This window comes from Streptomyces sp. KL109B (assembly GCF_030766935.1).
GTDB lineage: Bacteria > Actinomycetota > Actinomycetes > Streptomycetales > Streptomycetaceae > Streptomyces.
Map to the genome: position 1 here is coordinate 558,735 of NZ_JASERL010000002.1, position 16,036 is coordinate 574,770.

The following is a 16,036-nucleotide window of genomic DNA, read 5'->3' on the forward strand; positions in this document are numbered from 1 at the left end:
GCACGGTGGAACGTATTCGGCATGTTTTCCAGAGGGGGAATCGTGGCGGCGCAGCGCATCCCGAACGAACGACTTCGCTCGCTCCTGCGGGAGTCCGGCTGGACCCAGGAGGCCTTCGCACGCGCCGTGAACGTGGCGGGCGCCGAGATAGGCGTACGGCTCGGGTACGACCGCACCACCGTGTCCCACTGGCTGGCGGGGTCGGAACCGCGGGATCCGGTGCCGCGCCTGATCGCGGAGGTGTTCTCGCGGCGCGTCGGCCGGCGGCTCACCCCCGCGGCGGCGGGATTCAGCCACGCGTCCCACGCGGCGCGCACCGAGGAACCGGTGGACGAACTCACGGAGTTGCCCCGCCAGGACGCCGACCCGCTGTGCCACGCACGGCTGGCCCGCACGCCCTACCAGGTGCTCGGCCGGGTGCCGGGCTGGTCGGAGCAGCCCCGCGTGGCCTCGGAGAAGCCCGGCCTCATGCGCGTCGGCGCGAGCGAGGTGGCCCTGCTGCACGGCGCGGTACGGCACTTCGCGGCGGCGATGGACGCGCACGGCGGCGCCCACGCGCGCAGCGCGCTCGCCGTCTACGTCGCCGACACCGCCGCGACCTGGCTGCGCGCGCCGGGCTCCGAGGAGGTGCACCGCCACTTATGCATGGCGGCCTCCCGGTTGACGTTCCTGCTGGCGCGGATGCACGCGGACATGGACGCGCACGGCCTCGCCCAGCGCTATCTCACCCTGTCGCTGTCGCTCGCCAACGAGGCGCGGCACAAGGGGATGTGGGCCACCACGCTGCGCGCCGTCTCCGCGCAGGCCCTCCAGCTCGGCCACACGCTTCCGGCCCTGCAGTGCGCGGAGGCGGCCGTATCGGTCGGCGGCGAGGGCGCCCCGGGTGCCGTACGCGCTTATTTGTACGCCCAGTTGGCGGTGGCGCGGGCCGCGGTGCGGGACGCGCGGGCCGCGGACGAGGCGCTGGCCCACGCCGAACTGGCCCTGGCCGAAGCGGCCTTGGGCGAGAGCGAGGGGCCGTTCGACGCGTACCCGGTGGGCGCGCTGGCGTTCCAGTCCGCCGAGGCGCACAGCCGCCTCGGCAGGCAGGTCGCGGCGGTGCGCGAGCTGCACCGCTCGGCGGACGCCCGCGATCCCCTGGACCGCCGGGGCCTTGCCCTGACCCTGTCGCGCCGCGCCGAACTCCTCATGACCTGCGGCCACTTGGAGGAGGCCTGCGCCACATGGGACCGGTTCCTGGGGGCCAGCGACGGACTGCACTCGCATTCGGTCACGGCGGCGCACACGCGGATGCGGTCGGCGCTGCGGCCTTACGGCAGGCATCCCGCGGCCCGGCAACTGTTGCGCGGGGCGGCGTGAGGCGGCGCGGCGTCAGCCGTCCAGGCGCGGCGGCCAGTTCTTGAACCGCTTCGGGCGCGGCGGCGCGTAGGTGCGCGTCTTCGACGTGGTCAGCCCCATGCGGACCAGCGACTCGGCGACGGTGACCGCCGCCGCCACCCCGTCCACGACGGGCACCCCCGTACGCGCCTTTACCTCGTCCGTGAGGCCCGCCATGCCGCCGCAGCCCAGGCAGATCACCTCGGCGCGGTCGTCCTCGACGGCCCGCGCCGACTGCTCGACGATGGCCTTCACGGCGGCGTCCGGGTCCCGTTCGAGGTCGAGGACGGCGAGGCCACTGGCGCGTACGGAGGCGAGCCGGTCGGTGAGCCCGGCGAGCTTGAGGCGGTCCTCGATGAGGGGCACGGCCCGGTCGAGCGTGGTGACCACGGAGTACTTGTGGCCGAGGTACATCGCCGTGCTGGCCGCGGCCTCCGTGATGTCGACGACGGGTACGTCGAGGAGTTCCTGGAGGCCCTCGCGGCCGTGCTCGCCGTAGCCGGCCTGGATCACGGCGTCGTACGGCTCCTCGTAGGCGCGCACGGTCTCCATGACGGCGATCGCGGCGAGGTAGCTCTCGTAGTTGCCCTCGCAGGAGTCGGGGCCGAATGCCGGGGTGAGCGGCACGATCTCGGTGCCGGGCGAGGCCACCGCCCGCGCCTGCGCGCCGATGCTCTCGGTCATGTCCTCGGTGGTGTTGACGTTGCAGACGAGAATGCGCATGGCGGGCGACAGCTTTCTTCTTGTTACGAGGTGGTGCGGGGTGAGCGGTACGGCTCAGGCGGCGGGGACGGCGATCTCCTCGCCGTCCACGTCGCGCGCGGTGCGGCTGCGGTCCGCGACGACAACGTAGAGCAGCGCGGCGAGCCCCGCACCGATGAACCAGGAGAACCCTGAGATCGACTTGAAGGCGGGCACGAGGGCGATCACGACGGCGACGGCGGCGGCCGGGGCGAAGGCGCCGACGGCGCGCAGGTGGAACCCGGAGCGGTAGTGGTAGTCGCCGTCGGCGGCGTCGGTGTAGAGGTCGGGGACGTTGACGCGGGTCTTGCGGACGAGCCAGTAGTCGGCCATGACGACGCCGAAGGCCGGGCCGAGGAGGGCGCCGAGTCCGCCGAGGAAGTAGTTGACGACGGTCGGGCTGTTGTAGAGGTTCCAGGGCAGGATGACGAGCCCGATGACGGCGCTGACGATGCCGGCCTTGCGGAAGTTCAGCTTGCGCGGGAACAGGTTGACCAGCGTGTAGACCGGGGCGACGAAGTTCGCGAGCAGGTTGACGGCGATGGTCAGGACGATGAAGGCAAGCGAGGCGAGGACCATCAGCGGGGTGCTCGGGATGGTCGCGACGATGTCCTCCGGGCCCGCGATGACCTTCCCGTTGATGGCGAACTGCCCGCCGGACAGGACGACGACGATGCCGGCGAAGAACAGCATGTTGATCGGGATGCCGACCAGGTTGCCCGCGACGATGGCGCGGCGGCTCTTCGCGGAGCGGGTGAAGTCGCAGAAGTTCAGGACGAACGTGCCGTAGATGACGACCCACAGCGCCGCCGACTCGAAGATCTGCCGCCACGCGTCGAACCCGGTGGGCGCCGAGCCGGTGGAGACCGCGATCGACAGGTCCGCCTTGACGAAGATCCAGACGGCGAGCGCGCACATCGTGATGAGGATGGTGGGCGCGGCGAACGCCATGTACTTGCGGATCAGCTCCATGCCGTAGCTGACGATCACGACCTGGACGACCCAGAGCGCCAGGAAGGTGATCCAGCCGAGCGTGGACAGGCCCAGGATCGAGTTGTGGTCGAGCGTGGCGGCGCCGGGCGCCAGCTTCTTGATCACGGCGCCGAGCACGACGGCGGCGAGATACGTCTGGATGCCGAACCAGGCGATGGCGACGGCGCCGCGCACCGCCGCCGGGATCTGCGCACCCCGGATGCCGAAGGCGATCCGGCTCATCACGGGGAACGGCACGCCCGTCTTCTGCCCCATGTAGCCGGAGAGCGTGAGGAGTCCGAAGAGCAGAGCGGAGGCGACGGCGAAGGCGATGAGGATCTGCCAGACGCTGAGTCCGAGCGCGAACAGGCCTACGGCGAAGGCGTAGTTGCCCAGGCTGTGCACGTCGTTGCCCCACAACGTGAAGACGTTGTACGCGCCCCAGCGGCGCCCTTCCTTCTTGGTGGGGGCCAGATCCGGACTGTAGAGACCGGGACTGGTGCGGGCGGGCCCGTCGACACCGGCGGCGGGGGTGTTCTCGTGCACGGCAGTCATGACGCGCTCCTGGTTGTCCGCAATTTTGGTATACCAAACACGACCAGGGGTGGGCCCGTCAATGGTTCGGGGGAGAGAAATCCGTGTACGTTCGCGCGCGATTCATTGACGCGCAAAGACTTCGACTCTACGTTGCCGTGCGACCACACGACCACTGTCCGGTATTTCGGACGAGGTTGAGGCATTCCCCTCTTGCGAAGGAGCACCCCCATGCCCCGCACCGCACGAAGAACCGCGTTACTCGCCCTCCCCGCCGCCACCCTCCTGGCGCTGATTCCCTCGACCGCGTCGGCGTACCCGAATCCGGGCACCGTCAGCGGCGCCACCGTCGTCCACGACCCCACCATGATCCGCACCTCGGCGGGCAAGTACCTGCTGTACGCGACCGGCGGCGGCCTCGCCGAACGCTCGTCGACCGACCGGATCGCCTTCGCCGCGGGCCGCGACGCCTTCACCACCAAGCCCTCCTGGTGGTCCTCGTACGCGTCGGAGGCCTGGGCCCCCGACATCTCGTACCACGGCGGCAAGTACCTGATGTACTACGCCGTTTCGACCTTCGGCTCCAACAAGTCCGCGATCGGCCTTGCCGGTTCGACGACCGGCGAGCCGGGTTCCTGGACGGACTACGGCACGGTCTACACGTCGACGACTTCGAGCGACTACAACGCGATCGACCCGAATCTGTTCGTCGACAGCGACGGCAAGTGGTGGTTGTCGTTCGGGAGTTGGTGGACCGGCATCAAGATGATCCGGATCGACCCGTCGTCGGGGAAGCAGTACGCGGGCGACACGAAGCGCTACTCGCTCGCCGCGCGCCCGAGCGGCACCAAGGCCGTCGAGGCCCCGTACATCGTCAAGCGGAACGGCTACTACTACCTGTTCGCCTCGTACGACACGTGCTGCGCCGGCACCAGCTCCACGTACAAGGTGAAGGTCGGCCGCGCCACCAGCGTCACCGGGCCGTACTACGACAAGAACGGCGTCGCCATGACGAACAACGGCGGCACCCCGGTCCTGGAGTCGCACGGCCGCTACATCGGGCCCGGCGGCCAGTCCATCATGAGCGACACCGACGGCGACCTGATCGTCTACCACTACTACGACGGCCAGGACAACGGCACCCCGAAGCTCGGCATCAACCTCCTGAACTGGAGCACCGGATGGCCCGTCGCCTACTGACCCTGCTGGCGGCGCTCGTCCTCGCGTTCTCGCTCGGCCAGTCCTCGGCGAGCGCCGCCTCCTTCGCGAACCCGGTCAAGGCGCAGAAGGGCGCCGACCCCTGGATCTCGTACCACAACGGCAACTACTACATGGTGACGACGAGTTGGACGGACCTCATCACGATGCGCAGGTCGCCCACGCTCGGCGGCCTTGCGACCGCGCCCAGCGTGCAGGTCTTCAAGGGCGACGCGGCCTCGCGCTGCTGCAACATCTGGGCGCCGGAGATCCACTACGACGACGCCTCCGGCCGCTGGTACCTGTACTACGTGGCCGGTCAGAACGTCGCCGACTACAACCCGACGCAGCGCACGCACGTCGCGGTGAGCGCGGGCGGCGACCCGATGGGCCCGTACACGTACAAGTCGACGCTCAACGGGTCCTGGATGCTGGACCCGACCGTGGGCACGATCAACGGGAAGCTGTATCTGTTCGGCAGCGCGAGCGGCGGTGGCACGCAGAACATCGTGGCGGCGCCGATGTCGAACCCGTACACGGTGAGCGGTTCGTTCTCGACGGTGTCCACGCCCACGTACAGCTGGGAGAAGTCGGGCGCGGCGGTGAACGAGGGGCCCGAGCTCCTCCAGCACGGCGGCGCCACGTACCTCGTGTACTCGGCGAGCGGCTGCTGGACGCCGGACTACTCCCTCGGCCAGCTCAAGCTCACCGGCTCGAACCCGCTCGCCGCCTCCTCCTGGACGAAGAAGTCGACGGCGATCTTCAAGACGAGCACGACGAACGGGGTGTACGGACCCGGCCACAACGGATTCTTCAACTCGCCCGACGGACAACAGAGTTGGATCGTCTACCACGCCAACGACGCGTCCACCGACGGCTGCGACAACGGCCGCACGACGCGCGCGCAGGGCTTCGGCTGGAACAGTGACGGCAGCCCGAACCTGGGCACCCCGAACAAGCTGGGCGCCTCCATCACGGGCCCGTCCGGCGAACCGTCCTCGACCACCACGACGTACACGCTCACCAACCGCAACAGCGGCAAGTGCCTTGAGGTGGCGGGTAGTTCGACGGCGGAGGGCGCGAACGTCCAGCAGTACACCTGCAACGGAAGCGCCGGCCAGAAGTGGCGGATCGAGGACCAGGGCGACGACACCAGCCGCCTGGTCAACGCCGCATCCGGCAAGGTCCTCGACACGGCCGACTGCTCCGCGGCCGACGGCGCCGACCTGCGCCAGTGGTCGTGGCTGAACAACACGTGCCAGCGCTACCGGTTCGTGGTGACCGACAGCGCGTACGTCCGCGTCGTGAACCAGGCGACGGGGAAGGTCGCCGACGTCGCGGACTGCTCCACCGCGAACGGCGCCGACGTACGGCAGTGGTCGTGGCTCGGCAACAACTGCCAGCAATGGCGGCTCGATCCGGCCTGATTCGGCACGACGGTGGCGATCCGCACCAACTGCCCGGAACCGGCCAGTCACGGTCGCTATGTGGCCAGTTGGAGGGGGAATTCTGTCTTCCTCCGCACTATGAAGCAAATGTGAGGGCGCCACGCGGGCCTCGTGCGCCGCCGTGGTCACTGCTCTCGCCGTGATGCTCAGGCGATTGAGGGCGGTGCCCTGAACGGCTTCCATGGAGGAACATCAGTGAAGCGTCGTATAGCCGCAGTCCTGCCCGCCATCGCCATGGTGGCGGTGTCCTTCCCGATCGCGATGTCCGGTTCGGCCGCCGCGGCCGCCGCATGCGGCAAGACCGCATCGGACAAGGACTCGAGCTCATGGGGGAAGACAGCGAACGGGGCGAACGAGCGCACCGGGTCGAGCACCAGCTGCACCAGCAAGGGGATCGCCTACTCCAGCCACACCCTGGACTACCACTGCTACACCCGGGCCGGGGACTACACCTGGACGTACCTCAGAAACGACACGACCGGAGTCACCGGCTGGGTCCGTGACGACCTTCTGAGTGACGGCGGAAGCCTGGACTACTGCGGCTTCTGATCCGTGCCGCCAGGTGATGTGATGTGACTGCCGCCCATGAGGGAGGCAGTGAGGAGGCGGTCCCTGCCAAGGGGCCGCCTCCTTTGGAGGAGAGGGGGCGTCGTGGGGGCGCGGATTCTGGTGGCCGAGGACGATGTGAAACAGGCCCGGCTCATCAAGCTGTATCTGGAGCGGGAGGGGAACGAGGTCCAGGTCGTCGGCGACGGGCGGGCGGCGATCGAACGGGCCGGCAGCGGACGGCCGGACCTCGTCGTGCTCGACGTGATGATGCCGGAGGTCGACGGGCTCGACGTCTGCCGGATTCTGCGGGCCACGTCCCAGGTGCCGATCCTGATGCTCACCGCGCGCAGCACCGAGGAGAACATGCTGCTCGGGCTCGACCTGGGCGCCGACGACTACCTGACGAAGCCGTACAGCCCGAGGGAGTTGACCGCCCGGGTGCGAGCGCTGCTGCGGCGGTCCGGAGCGGCCGGACGGGACGCGGTGACCGCGCTGCTCACCGTGGGGGACCTGGAGGTCGACACCGCGCGGTTCGAGGTGCGGGTGGCCGGGGAGCCGGTGGCGCTCACCGGCAAGGAGTTCGCCATCCTGGAGCTGCTCGCGGCGGAGCCGGGGCGGGTGTTCACCCGGGCGCAGATCATCGACCGGGTCTTCGGCTTCGACCGGGGCGTGCTGGAGCGGACCGTCGACGCGCATGTGATGAACCTGCGGCGGAAGCTGGAGCAGGGGCGCGGGCCCTGCGGTCCTTCCGGTCCTTCCCATCCTTCCGGTCCTTCCCATCCTTCCGGTCCTTCCGGGGCGCGGTACGTGGAGACCGTGTACGGCCGGGGGTACCGGCTCGCCGACCGGGGCGCCGACCGGGGCGCGCGACGGCACGGCGCGGCGGAATGACGTTCCGGCTGCGTGCGCTCGGCCTGTTGCTGCTCGTCGCCGTCGTGGCGACCGCCGCGACCGCGTGGCTGACGCTCAGCCTCGCGGCAGGACAGGTGCGGGAGTCCGTCACCGCCGGGCGGGCCGAAGTGTCGCGGATCACCGGGGAGTTGTACGCGTACGGGTTCGCGCACGGGACGTGGGACGAGGTTCCGGACACCGTGCGGTCGCTGGCCGAGGACACCGGTCAGCGGATCCGGGTCGTCACGGAGGACGACGTGCTGCTCGCGGACTCCGACGCGCTGGCGGGCCGGGAGCCGCGGCCGGTGAGCAGCCAGCCTCCCGTCCTCGTCGACCCCCGCCCCGAACTGCGGTTGCCCGCGGGGCAGTTGGACGAGCGTGCCGCGGTGAAGCGGACCGTCACCGCGATGGGCCGGTACCGGGTCGAGGCGACCCGCGCGGCCTGTCTGACGGGCGCGGGTGCGGTGGTGACCGCGCGCAAGGACGACTTGGGGCTGCCCCGGGTGAGCGCGGACCGCGCGGCGCCGCAGTGCGAGGAGACCGCGCGCACCGCGGACACCTCGGCCGTACGCGATCAGCGGGACGCGGCGGCCTGCCAGGAGCGGGAGGGCGGGGCGGGCCTGCGGTCCTGCCTGCGGAAGGTGTTCGCGGACCGTACGGCGGACGTCACGCCGCCGCGGCTTCAGGTCAGGCTCGGCACCCTGGACGAGGCGCCGCCCGCGCTGCGGGCCATGCCGGTGGCCGCGGTCGCGGGCGGTGTGGCGCTCGTGGTGACGCTCGGGGCGCTCCTCCTCAGCAGGACCGTGCTGCGTCCGATCCGGGCCCTGACCTCGGCCGCCCGTGGGCTCGGCGAAGGCGACATGGCGCGCCGGGTGCCGCTGTCCGGCCGGGACGAGATCGGTGAACTGGGCCGCGCCTTCAACCGGATGGCCGACTCGCTCCAGGCCGCCGAGGAACGCCAGCGGCGGCTGACCGGGGACATCGCCCACGAACTGCGCACCCCGCTCGCCAACCTGCGCGGCTACCTGGAAGCCCTCCAGGACGGCGTGGTCGAGCCGACCCCCGACCTCCTCGGCTCGCTGCACGAGGAGGCCCTGCTCCAGCAGCGCATCGTGGACGACCTCCAGGACCTGGCCCTCGCGGAGGCGGGCGCCCTCACCTACCACCGCTCGACCACCGGTCTCGGCGAACTGCTGCGCGGCTGCCGCACCACGCTGCGCGCGCAGGCGGAGACCGCGGGAGTCGCGCTGGTCGCGGTCACCGACACCGACACCGACACCGACACCGAGGTGTACGTGGACGCCGACCCGCACCGGCTCCGGCAAGTGGTGGGCAACCTGGTGTCCAACGCGCTGCGGGCCACGGCGGCCGGCGGCTCGGTCAACCTGGTGGCGCGGCGCCTCGGCCCGGACGCGGCCATCGAGGTCAGGGACACCGGGACCGGCATGCCCCCCGAAGACCTCGACCACGTCTTCGACCGCTTCTGGCGGGCGGACGCGGCGCGCGGCCGCGACACGGGCGGGAGCGGTCTCGGCCTGGCCATCGTCCACCAGATCGTGACCGATCACGGCGGCTCGGTGGAGGTGGCGAGCACGGTGGGGGCGGGCACGGTGTTCACCGTGCGGCTTCCGGCGGTCGGGGCTCCGCCCGGGGATGTCGGGCCGAGTCCGGGGTAACCCAACCCGCCCCTCCGGCCCCGCCGTTCACGTCCCCGCCAACGCCTCCGTCGGAGCCAGTCGACCCGCCCGGACCGCCGGGTAGAGGCCGGCCAGTGCGCCGATCAGGAGGGTGGTGGCGATGCCGGCGGCTGTGGCCCAGAACGGGACCGATGTCGGCCAGTCGCGGGCGTAGGCGTAGCCGCCGGTGATCAACGTGCCGAGGACCGTGCCGGCGAGGCCGCCGAGGGCCGAGAGGAGGAGTGACTCGGCGACGAACTGGCCGCGGATCTGGCCGCTGGTGGCGCCGAGCGCCCGTCGCAGGCCGATCTCCGGGCGGCGTTCGAGCACCGAGATCACCATGGTGTTGCCGACGCCGACGCCGCCCACCAGGAGCGCCACTCCGCCGAGGCCGAGGAGGAGCCCGGTCAGCGCGGACTCCGTGGCCTCGCGGGCGGCGAGGGCGTCGGAGGGGCGGGACACCAGGACGGCGCTCGGGCGCTGCGGGTTGGCGGTGGCCGCGAGGACGTCGCGTACGGCGGTGACCCGGTCCTCGCGGGCCCGGACGTAGACGGTGGTGGGGTGGCCGTCGTAGCCGAGGTAGGTGCGGGCGGTCGCGCGGCCGACCAGCGCCGAGCTGTCGATCTCCGGTGCCAGCGGCACCGGGTCGAGCACGCCGACCAGGGAGAACCAGGAGCCGCCGAGCCACAGCCGGGTGCCGGGCGCGCGCACGTCCAGGCGCTGGGCGGCCTTCGCGCCGAGGACCACCGCCGGGTACTCCTCGGTGGCGGCGGAGAGCCAGCGGCCGGACCGGATCCGGCCGCCGACCGCGGGCAGCAGGCCACTGTCGGCGGCGGCGACCTCGATGCTGCTGGTGCGGCCGACCGGGATGTGCTCGTTGCGGTAGACCGCGGCGTCCGGCAGCGTTCCGGTGGCGGCGGCCTCCGCCACCGGCCCGATCCGGCCGACCATCGGCACGACCTGTTCCGGCAGTCGTACGTTCTCCCCGGCGGCGTCCTTGCCGGGCGCGACCCGCAACAGGTTGGTGCCCAGGCTGTCGAGCCGGCGGTCGACCTCGGCCCGGCTGGAGCTGGAGATCCCGACGACGGCCACCATCGCGGCGACCCCGATGGCGATCCCCAGCGCCGACAGGAACACCCGCAGCGGACGGGTCCGCAGACCGGTGCCGCCGAGACGTACGAGGTCGGCCGGGCCCAGCCGGGCCGGACGCAGCGCCCCGGGGCCCGAGTGCCGTGCGCGCCCGGTCATCTCAGCGCCTCCGTCCGGACGGTGTCCGCGACGATCCGGCCGTCCCGCATCTCCACCTTGCGGTCGAAGACCTCGGCCATCTCCCGGTCATGGGTGATCACCACCACCGTCGTGCCCGCGTCGTGGAGTTCCCGAAGGAGCGCGAGGACGGCGGCGCCGGACGCCGAGTCGAGGTTGCCGGTCGGCTCGTCGGCGAGCAGCAGCGCCGGTTCGCCGATCACGGCGCGGGCCACGGCGGCGCGTTGGCGTTCGCCGCCGGAGAGCTGGTGCGGGAGGTGGCCGGTGCGGTGGCCGAGCCCGACCCGGTCGAGCGCGGCCGCGGCCCGGCGGCGGCGCTCCCGCAACGGGACCCCCGCGTAGAGCAGTCCGTCGGCGACGGTGTCGAGGACCGGTACGCCCACGGCGAGGTGGAACTGCTGGAAGACAAACCCGATGCGCTGGGCCCGCAGCGCGGACAGTTCGCGGTCGGACAGGGCGTCGACGGCGTATCCGTCCACGGATATCCGGCCGGTCGTCGGGCGGTCGAGGGTGCCCATGAGATGGAGCATGGTCGACTTGCCGGAGCCCGACTGGCCCACGACACAGGTGAGTTCGCGGTAGTCGATGGCCAGGTCGACCCCGCCGACGGCGGTGACGCCCCCCGGATACGTCTTGGTCACACCTTCGAACAGGACGACCGGGGCAAGGGAGCTCGCGGTCACTCGGGGCACTCGGGCCACTCGGGTCACTCGGGTCACTCGGGTCACTCGGGTCACTCGGGGATCCTCACCTTCATGCCCGCACGGACCCCGGATCCGCTCACCTCGACGAGGCCGTCCGCGAAGAGTCCGGTGCGGACGGGGACGAAGTCCGCCGCCCCGCCGCCGCTTTCGCCGCTGCGGCCCGCGGGTTCCAGCGCGTAGCCGCCTTCGGCCAGTGCCACGAGCGCCGCCACCGGCACGTTCAGCACCTCCTTGCGCTGCTTCACCACGTGGCGCACGGTGACCGGACCGCTCTCCAGCCGCCCCACCGCCTGCTGGTCGTCGAAGGCGACGACCACGGTCACGGTCGCCCCGCCGGTCGCGGCCCCGCCGCCGTCCTTGCCCTCCGTCGCCCCGTCCTCCCCCTCGCCGTCCGGCGCGGCGGCGTCCTTGCCGACCTGGGCGACCTGGGCCTCGACCGCCTTGCCGTCCGGGAGTTCCACGGTGACCCGCGTGCCGCGCCGGGCCCATTCCAGGTCGTCGGCGGGCGCCTGCACGGTCACCATGCGGGAGGTGCTGGTGTACGTCACCGGGTTCCCGGTGGCCTCGGCGCCGACCTGGACCCCGGTGGTCGCGATCCGTACGGCGCCGGGGGCGTAGACGACGTCCCCGACGGCGACCTTGCCGGTCTGCGGGAGCCCGAGGTCCCGCTGCCAGTGCTTGACTGCGGCGGCGGTCAGCTCCGTGAACTCCTCGTCCACGGTGAAGCCGGTGTAGCCGAGCGCGCTGAGATTGCTCTCGAACTGCTTGACGTCCATGCCGCGCAGGGGCGTGACGGTTCGCGCCGGCCCGGTCGCGGATTCCGCATCCGACCGGGAATCCGGCTCCGACTCCGACTCCGGCTCCCGCACCGCCAGTTGGCGGTACATCGGCAGACTCCCGTACAGCAGGGTGACCGGCCGGTCATCGACGCGCAGCACCGCGCCGCCGCGCCGGACCTGCGCGCCCGTCTTCGGCAGCCAGGTGACGGTGCCCTCGGCGCGGACCCGGAACGGCACCTCGGTGCCGTGGCCGAGGGCGCCGTCGATCTCCTTCTGCTCGGTCAGGGTGCCCCGTTCGACCCGGACGGTCTGGCCCTTTCGGGGCACGCCCTGCCCCGCCCCGTCCGCGTCGTCGCCCCCGAGTCCGAGCGCGCCGACCGTGCCGACCCCGGCGACCAGGACGATTCCGGCGCCTACGAGGAGGGGGACGGGCACCCGTCGACGCGAACGCCTCGGCGGCTCACCGGTGTTCGGTGCGTGTGCGTCGTCGTTCATCGCGTGCATCAGCCCTTGGCCGTGGACGTGTCGTCCGGGATGCCGACGATCTCACCGCAGGCGCGCTGGGCCTTCTTGGCGCCGGCGGAGGTGGAGTCCCAGGTGACTTCCTCGGAGAAGCCCTTGTCGTCGGTGTCGGGGAAGTCCGGCGCCCCGTTCTCCTGCATGCACTTCGCGTACCGCTTCTTCTTCGCGATCTCCTTCGCGGAGAGTTCGGGCTGCATCTCGCGCTCCAGGCCCTCCGGTACGGCGACCGAGAGGTCCTTGCACTTCTCCTGGGCGTCGAGGAACTTCGGGTCGCTCTTCGCCTTCCGGGCATCGCCCAGGTCGACGTTGCCCTTGGCGTCGGGGTCGGGGGCGTCGAGGCCGTTCTCCCGCAGGCAGCCGACCCACTTCCGCCTGGCCTCGACGTACTCGGTCAGCTCGCTCGACGCCCCCGCCGTGGCGGTGGCGCCGCCGTCCGGTCCGCCCTTGCCCACCGAGGCGACCTCGCCGCCGTCGTCCCCGCCGTCACCGCCGCAGCCGGTGAGGGCCAGGGCCAGCACCAGTGATGCCGTCGCGAACCCCGCGCGCGCTCTCGTCTTCATGGGACGGGAGTGTGTCCTTCACCTGTGAAGAACCGTTGAAGAAGACATCAAGAACTGTTCCGGCCGCTCCCGCTCCGGCTCCCGCCCCCCCCCACTCCGGCTCCCACTCCGGCTCCCGCTCCGGCGGCGTCAGGCGTTGACCGCGGGGATCACGTCCCTGCCGTACGCGTCGATGACCGCTTCCTTCGCGTCGTGCATGTCGTACACGGCGAACTGGTCGACGCCCAAGTCCCTCAGCGCACGCAGCTTTTCGAGGTGGGCGGCGGTCGGCCCGATCAGACAGAACCGGTCCACGATCTCGTCCGGCACGAAGGCCGTGTCCGGATTCCCCGAACGGCCGTGGTGCGCGTAGTCGTACCCCTCGCGCGCCTTGATGTACTCGGTCAGCTCGTCCGGGACCATGCCGGAGTGCGCGCCGTACTTGGCGACCAGGTCGGCGACGTGGTTGCCGACCATGCCGCCGAACCAGCGGCACTGCTCGCGGGCGTGGGCGAGTGCCTGCGGCGAATCGTCGGCGGTGACGTACGCGGGCGCGGCGACGCAGATCTTCACCTCGTCCGCCGAGCGGCCCGCGGCGACCGCCGCGTCCCGCACCGCCTTCACCATCCACTCCGTGAGGAACGGGTCGGCGAGCTGGAGGATAAACCCGTCGGCCTCCTCCCCCGCCATCTTCAGCGCCTTGGGCCCGTACGCCGCCATCCAGACGGGGAGTTGGGCGCCCTCGCGCACCCACGGGAACCGGACGACCGAGCCGCCGCCGAGGTCCGCCTCGTCGCCGCGCCCGAGCGCCCGGATCACCTTCATCGCGTCGCTGATCCGGGCGAGCGTGTTCGGCTTGCGCCCCGCCACCCGCATCGCGGAGTCGCCGCGCCCAATGCCGCACACGGTGCGGTTGCCGTACATGTCGTTGAGCGTCGCGAAGGTGGAGGCGGTGACCTCCCAGGTGCGGGTGCCGGGGTTGGTGACCATTGGGCCGACGGTGAGCGTGCTCGTCTCCGCGAGGATCCGGCTGTAGATGACGAACGGCTCCTGCCACAGCACGCACGAGTCGAAGGTCCAGCCGTACGTGAACCCGGCGTCCTCCGCGCGTTTCATGAGGTCCACGACCGTGGCGGCGGGCGGGTCGGTCTGGAGGACGAGTCCGAAATCCATGGGGAGCCCCTCACGTCGCTCGAAGAGGCACAATCGTGGACCGTCGGCGGGGCCTTGGCAAGAGGGCTCTACGCGCGTCCGGAGCGCGTGTCGGACGTCGGCCGGCGCTCGGGGAACGTACCGAGATCGGCGACCCGGTACCCGTTCGGATAGCCGCGGATGTTGCGGCTGTCCCGGCCGTACTGCGGGGTGCGCCGCGCCGGGAGCAGCCGGACGAACCGGCCGCGCATCCGCAGCCCGCCCCGCACCACGCGCTCAAGCGCCGGATTCGGGTCCCGGTACCCGAACGCGGCGCGCAACGGCTGGTCCATCAGGCACACCGACGCCCGCCGCGTGGCGGGCCCGAGCGGCCCCGGATACCAGGACGCCATGAGGTCGAGCGTCGCCTCCGACACCGCGTACCCGCCCGGGTCGTAGGCGAAGTGCCGCGCCTCGTAGTCGTCCATGAGGCGCTCGAACTCCTCGTACGTCTCGGGGATGTCCTTGATGTTCATGCGCCGGCCGAGCGCCCGGTAGTAGTTCGTCGAGGCGCGCACCTCGTGCGGCGAGTACGGCCGCCACGCGTACGCGTCCATCCAGCGCTTGGGCACGACGACGAACGTCGACAGGACGTACCGGAAGTCGTCGTTGGAGATGTCGTACGCGCCGTGCATCCGGTTCATCCGGCGGATCGCCTCGCGCCCTTCCCCCTCGTCCATGCCGTGCTCGCCGACGGCGTCGAGGATGAGCGCCGTGTCGTCGTACCGCTTCTGCGTCCGCTCGGTGAACTCGCCGGTGCGACCGAGGAGTTCACCGATGCTGGGGACGGCGTACGTCCGGTACAGGGCGAACCCGAGGGCCTGCATGGTGTCCCAGGGGAACTCGTACGACGAGCTGATGCTGTAGATCTCGTGGTAGTCCGTATCGGGGTCGAGCCGGCGGATCCGCCGGGTCCAGTGGTCGCGCCGCACGCTGGTCCTCCCTGGGAGCCGTGTCCCCGGATACACCCGGGCCCAGCCCCACCTTCGTACGACGGCCGTCAAGGATCAAGACGGACAACGGCCTTCGGCCACGTACAGCTTCACGTGGTCGGGGTCCCCGAAGGCGGCCCCGGCGCGCGGGGACTGCGTACAGACCTCGCCTCGTACGCGGTCGAGGTCGGCGTCGTCCAGCACGCCGCCGCTTCCGTAGAAGACCTGGATCCGGTACGCGGGGTACCCCATCCGCAGCACCTTCTGGTACGCGTCCGAGAAGTCGGCCCCCACCAGCCGCGGCGCCTTGGGGACGCGTACGTGCCCGCCCTCCTCGGCCGGACAGGACTCGCCCTTCAGTACGACGGCGAAGTCGACGGCGTCCAACTCCGCGTTCTTCTCCTGGAAACAGACCTTCCAATAACGGGGTTCGCTGTGGCCGGCGTCGCGGTTCAGGTCGGTGGCGTCCCTGATGCTGTACCCCTTGTCCGCCCGGATGGCCTTGCCGATGGCGTCGGCCAGGCCGTCGTGCGACGGGTCCTTCGCCTCCGACGCCGAGGACGACTTCGTGTGGGGCTGCGTCCCGTCTCCGCTGCTGCAACCCGCCGCGAGCAGCGCCCCGGCGGCCACGGCGAGGGACACGGACACGACCCGCACGACTGCCCGCACGGCTCCCCTCGTGGCTGCCCTCGTGGCTGCCCTCATGGCTCTCCTCCCG

Annotated in this window: 15 protein-coding genes; 6 read left to right on the forward strand and 9 right to left on the reverse strand. The window is 71.4% G+C overall.

All coding sequences use genetic code 11. The annotated features are described in order from the left end of the window. Positions 1-21 precede the first annotated feature (21 nt). Positions 22-1,359: a helix-turn-helix transcriptional regulator gene (locus tag RBJ65_RS08300; RefSeq protein WP_306316294.1), complete on the forward strand. Its 1,338-nt coding sequence runs from the start codon at positions 22-24 to the stop codon at positions 1,357-1,359. Between the two features lie 12 nt (positions 1,360-1,371). Here RBJ65_RS08300 and RBJ65_RS08305 read toward each other — a convergent pair whose 3' ends face one another. Continuing rightward, positions 1,372-2,100 (reverse strand): aspartate/glutamate racemase family protein, encoded by a 729-nt coding sequence (locus RBJ65_RS08305; protein WP_306316293.1) that lies wholly within the window; start codon positions 2,098-2,100, stop codon positions 1,372-1,374. A gap of 54 nt (positions 2,101-2,154) precedes the next feature. Then, positions 2,155-3,645, reverse strand: coding sequence for an NCS1 family nucleobase:cation symporter-1 (locus tag RBJ65_RS08310; protein ID WP_306316292.1), 1,491 nt, complete (start codon positions 3,643-3,645; stop codon positions 2,155-2,157). A gap of 210 nt (positions 3,646-3,855) precedes the next feature. Here RBJ65_RS08310 and RBJ65_RS08315 point away from each other — a divergent pair, with 210 nt between their 5' ends. From RBJ65_RS08315 to RBJ65_RS08335, 5 genes are all read left to right on the forward strand, one after another. Continuing rightward, complete coding sequence (locus RBJ65_RS08315) at positions 3,856-4,824, forward strand: arabinan endo-1,5-alpha-L-arabinosidase (protein WP_306316291.1); 969 nt, start codon at positions 3,856-3,858, stop codon at positions 4,822-4,824. Next, positions 4,806-6,248: a family 43 glycosylhydrolase gene (locus RBJ65_RS08320; RefSeq protein WP_306316290.1), complete on the forward strand. Its 1,443-nt coding sequence runs from the start codon at positions 4,806-4,808 to the stop codon at positions 6,246-6,248. The genes RBJ65_RS08315 and RBJ65_RS08320 overlap by 19 nt, the downstream gene beginning before the upstream one ends. 216 nt (positions 6,249-6,464) lie before the next feature. Beyond that, positions 6,465-6,818, forward strand: coding sequence for an SH3 domain-containing protein (locus RBJ65_RS08325; protein WP_306316289.1), 354 nt, complete (start codon positions 6,465-6,467; stop codon positions 6,816-6,818). Between the two features lie 102 nt (positions 6,819-6,920). Then, a complete protein-coding gene (locus tag RBJ65_RS08330) occupies positions 6,921-7,709 on the forward strand; it encodes a response regulator transcription factor (RefSeq protein WP_306316288.1) in 789 nt (262 codons plus the stop codon). Beyond that, positions 7,706-9,385: a cell wall metabolism sensor histidine kinase WalK gene (locus RBJ65_RS08335; RefSeq protein WP_306316287.1), complete on the forward strand. Its 1,680-nt coding sequence runs from the start codon at positions 7,706-7,708 to the stop codon at positions 9,383-9,385. Before RBJ65_RS08330 ends, RBJ65_RS08335 begins: the two co-directional genes overlap by 4 nt. A 27-nt stretch (positions 9,386-9,412) precedes the next feature. Here RBJ65_RS08335 and RBJ65_RS08340 read toward each other — a convergent pair whose 3' ends face one another. The 7 genes from RBJ65_RS08340 to RBJ65_RS08370 all read right to left on the reverse strand — a co-directional run bounded on the left by RBJ65_RS08340 (position 9,413) and on the right by RBJ65_RS08370 (position 16,023). Further along, the gene (locus tag RBJ65_RS08340; RefSeq protein WP_306316286.1) at positions 9,413-10,633 is read right to left on the reverse strand and encodes an ABC transporter permease; all 1,221 of its coding nucleotides are present in this window, start codon (positions 10,631-10,633) and stop codon (positions 9,413-9,415) included. Next, the gene (locus RBJ65_RS08345) at positions 10,630-11,334 is read right to left on the reverse strand and encodes an ABC transporter ATP-binding protein (RefSeq protein ID WP_306316285.1); all 705 of its coding nucleotides are present in this window, start codon (positions 11,332-11,334) and stop codon (positions 10,630-10,632) included. The genes RBJ65_RS08340 and RBJ65_RS08345 overlap by 4 nt, the downstream gene beginning before the upstream one ends. A gap of 50 nt (positions 11,335-11,384) precedes the next feature. Beyond that, a complete protein-coding gene (locus RBJ65_RS08350; protein WP_306316284.1) occupies positions 11,385-12,569 on the reverse strand; it encodes a peptidoglycan-binding domain-containing protein in 1,185 nt (394 codons plus the stop codon). A 68-nt stretch (positions 12,570-12,637) separates the two neighbouring features. After that, positions 12,638-13,216, reverse strand: a complete 579-nt coding sequence (locus tag RBJ65_RS08355; protein WP_306316283.1) for a hypothetical protein — start codon at positions 13,214-13,216, stop codon at positions 12,638-12,640. A 129-nt stretch (positions 13,217-13,345) separates the two neighbouring features. Next, complete coding sequence (locus tag RBJ65_RS08360) at positions 13,346-14,368, reverse strand: TIGR03842 family LLM class F420-dependent oxidoreductase (protein WP_306316282.1); 1,023 nt, start codon at positions 14,366-14,368, stop codon at positions 13,346-13,348. A 68-nt stretch (positions 14,369-14,436) separates the two neighbouring features. Continuing rightward, positions 14,437-15,318: an oxygenase MpaB family protein gene (locus RBJ65_RS08365; RefSeq protein WP_306316281.1), complete on the reverse strand. Its 882-nt coding sequence runs from the start codon at positions 15,316-15,318 to the stop codon at positions 14,437-14,439. A 75-nt stretch (positions 15,319-15,393) separates the two neighbouring features. Further along, positions 15,394-16,023 (reverse strand): hypothetical protein, encoded by a 630-nt coding sequence (locus RBJ65_RS08370; protein ID WP_306316280.1) that lies wholly within the window; start codon positions 16,021-16,023, stop codon positions 15,394-15,396. Positions 16,024-16,036: the final 13 nt, after the last annotated feature.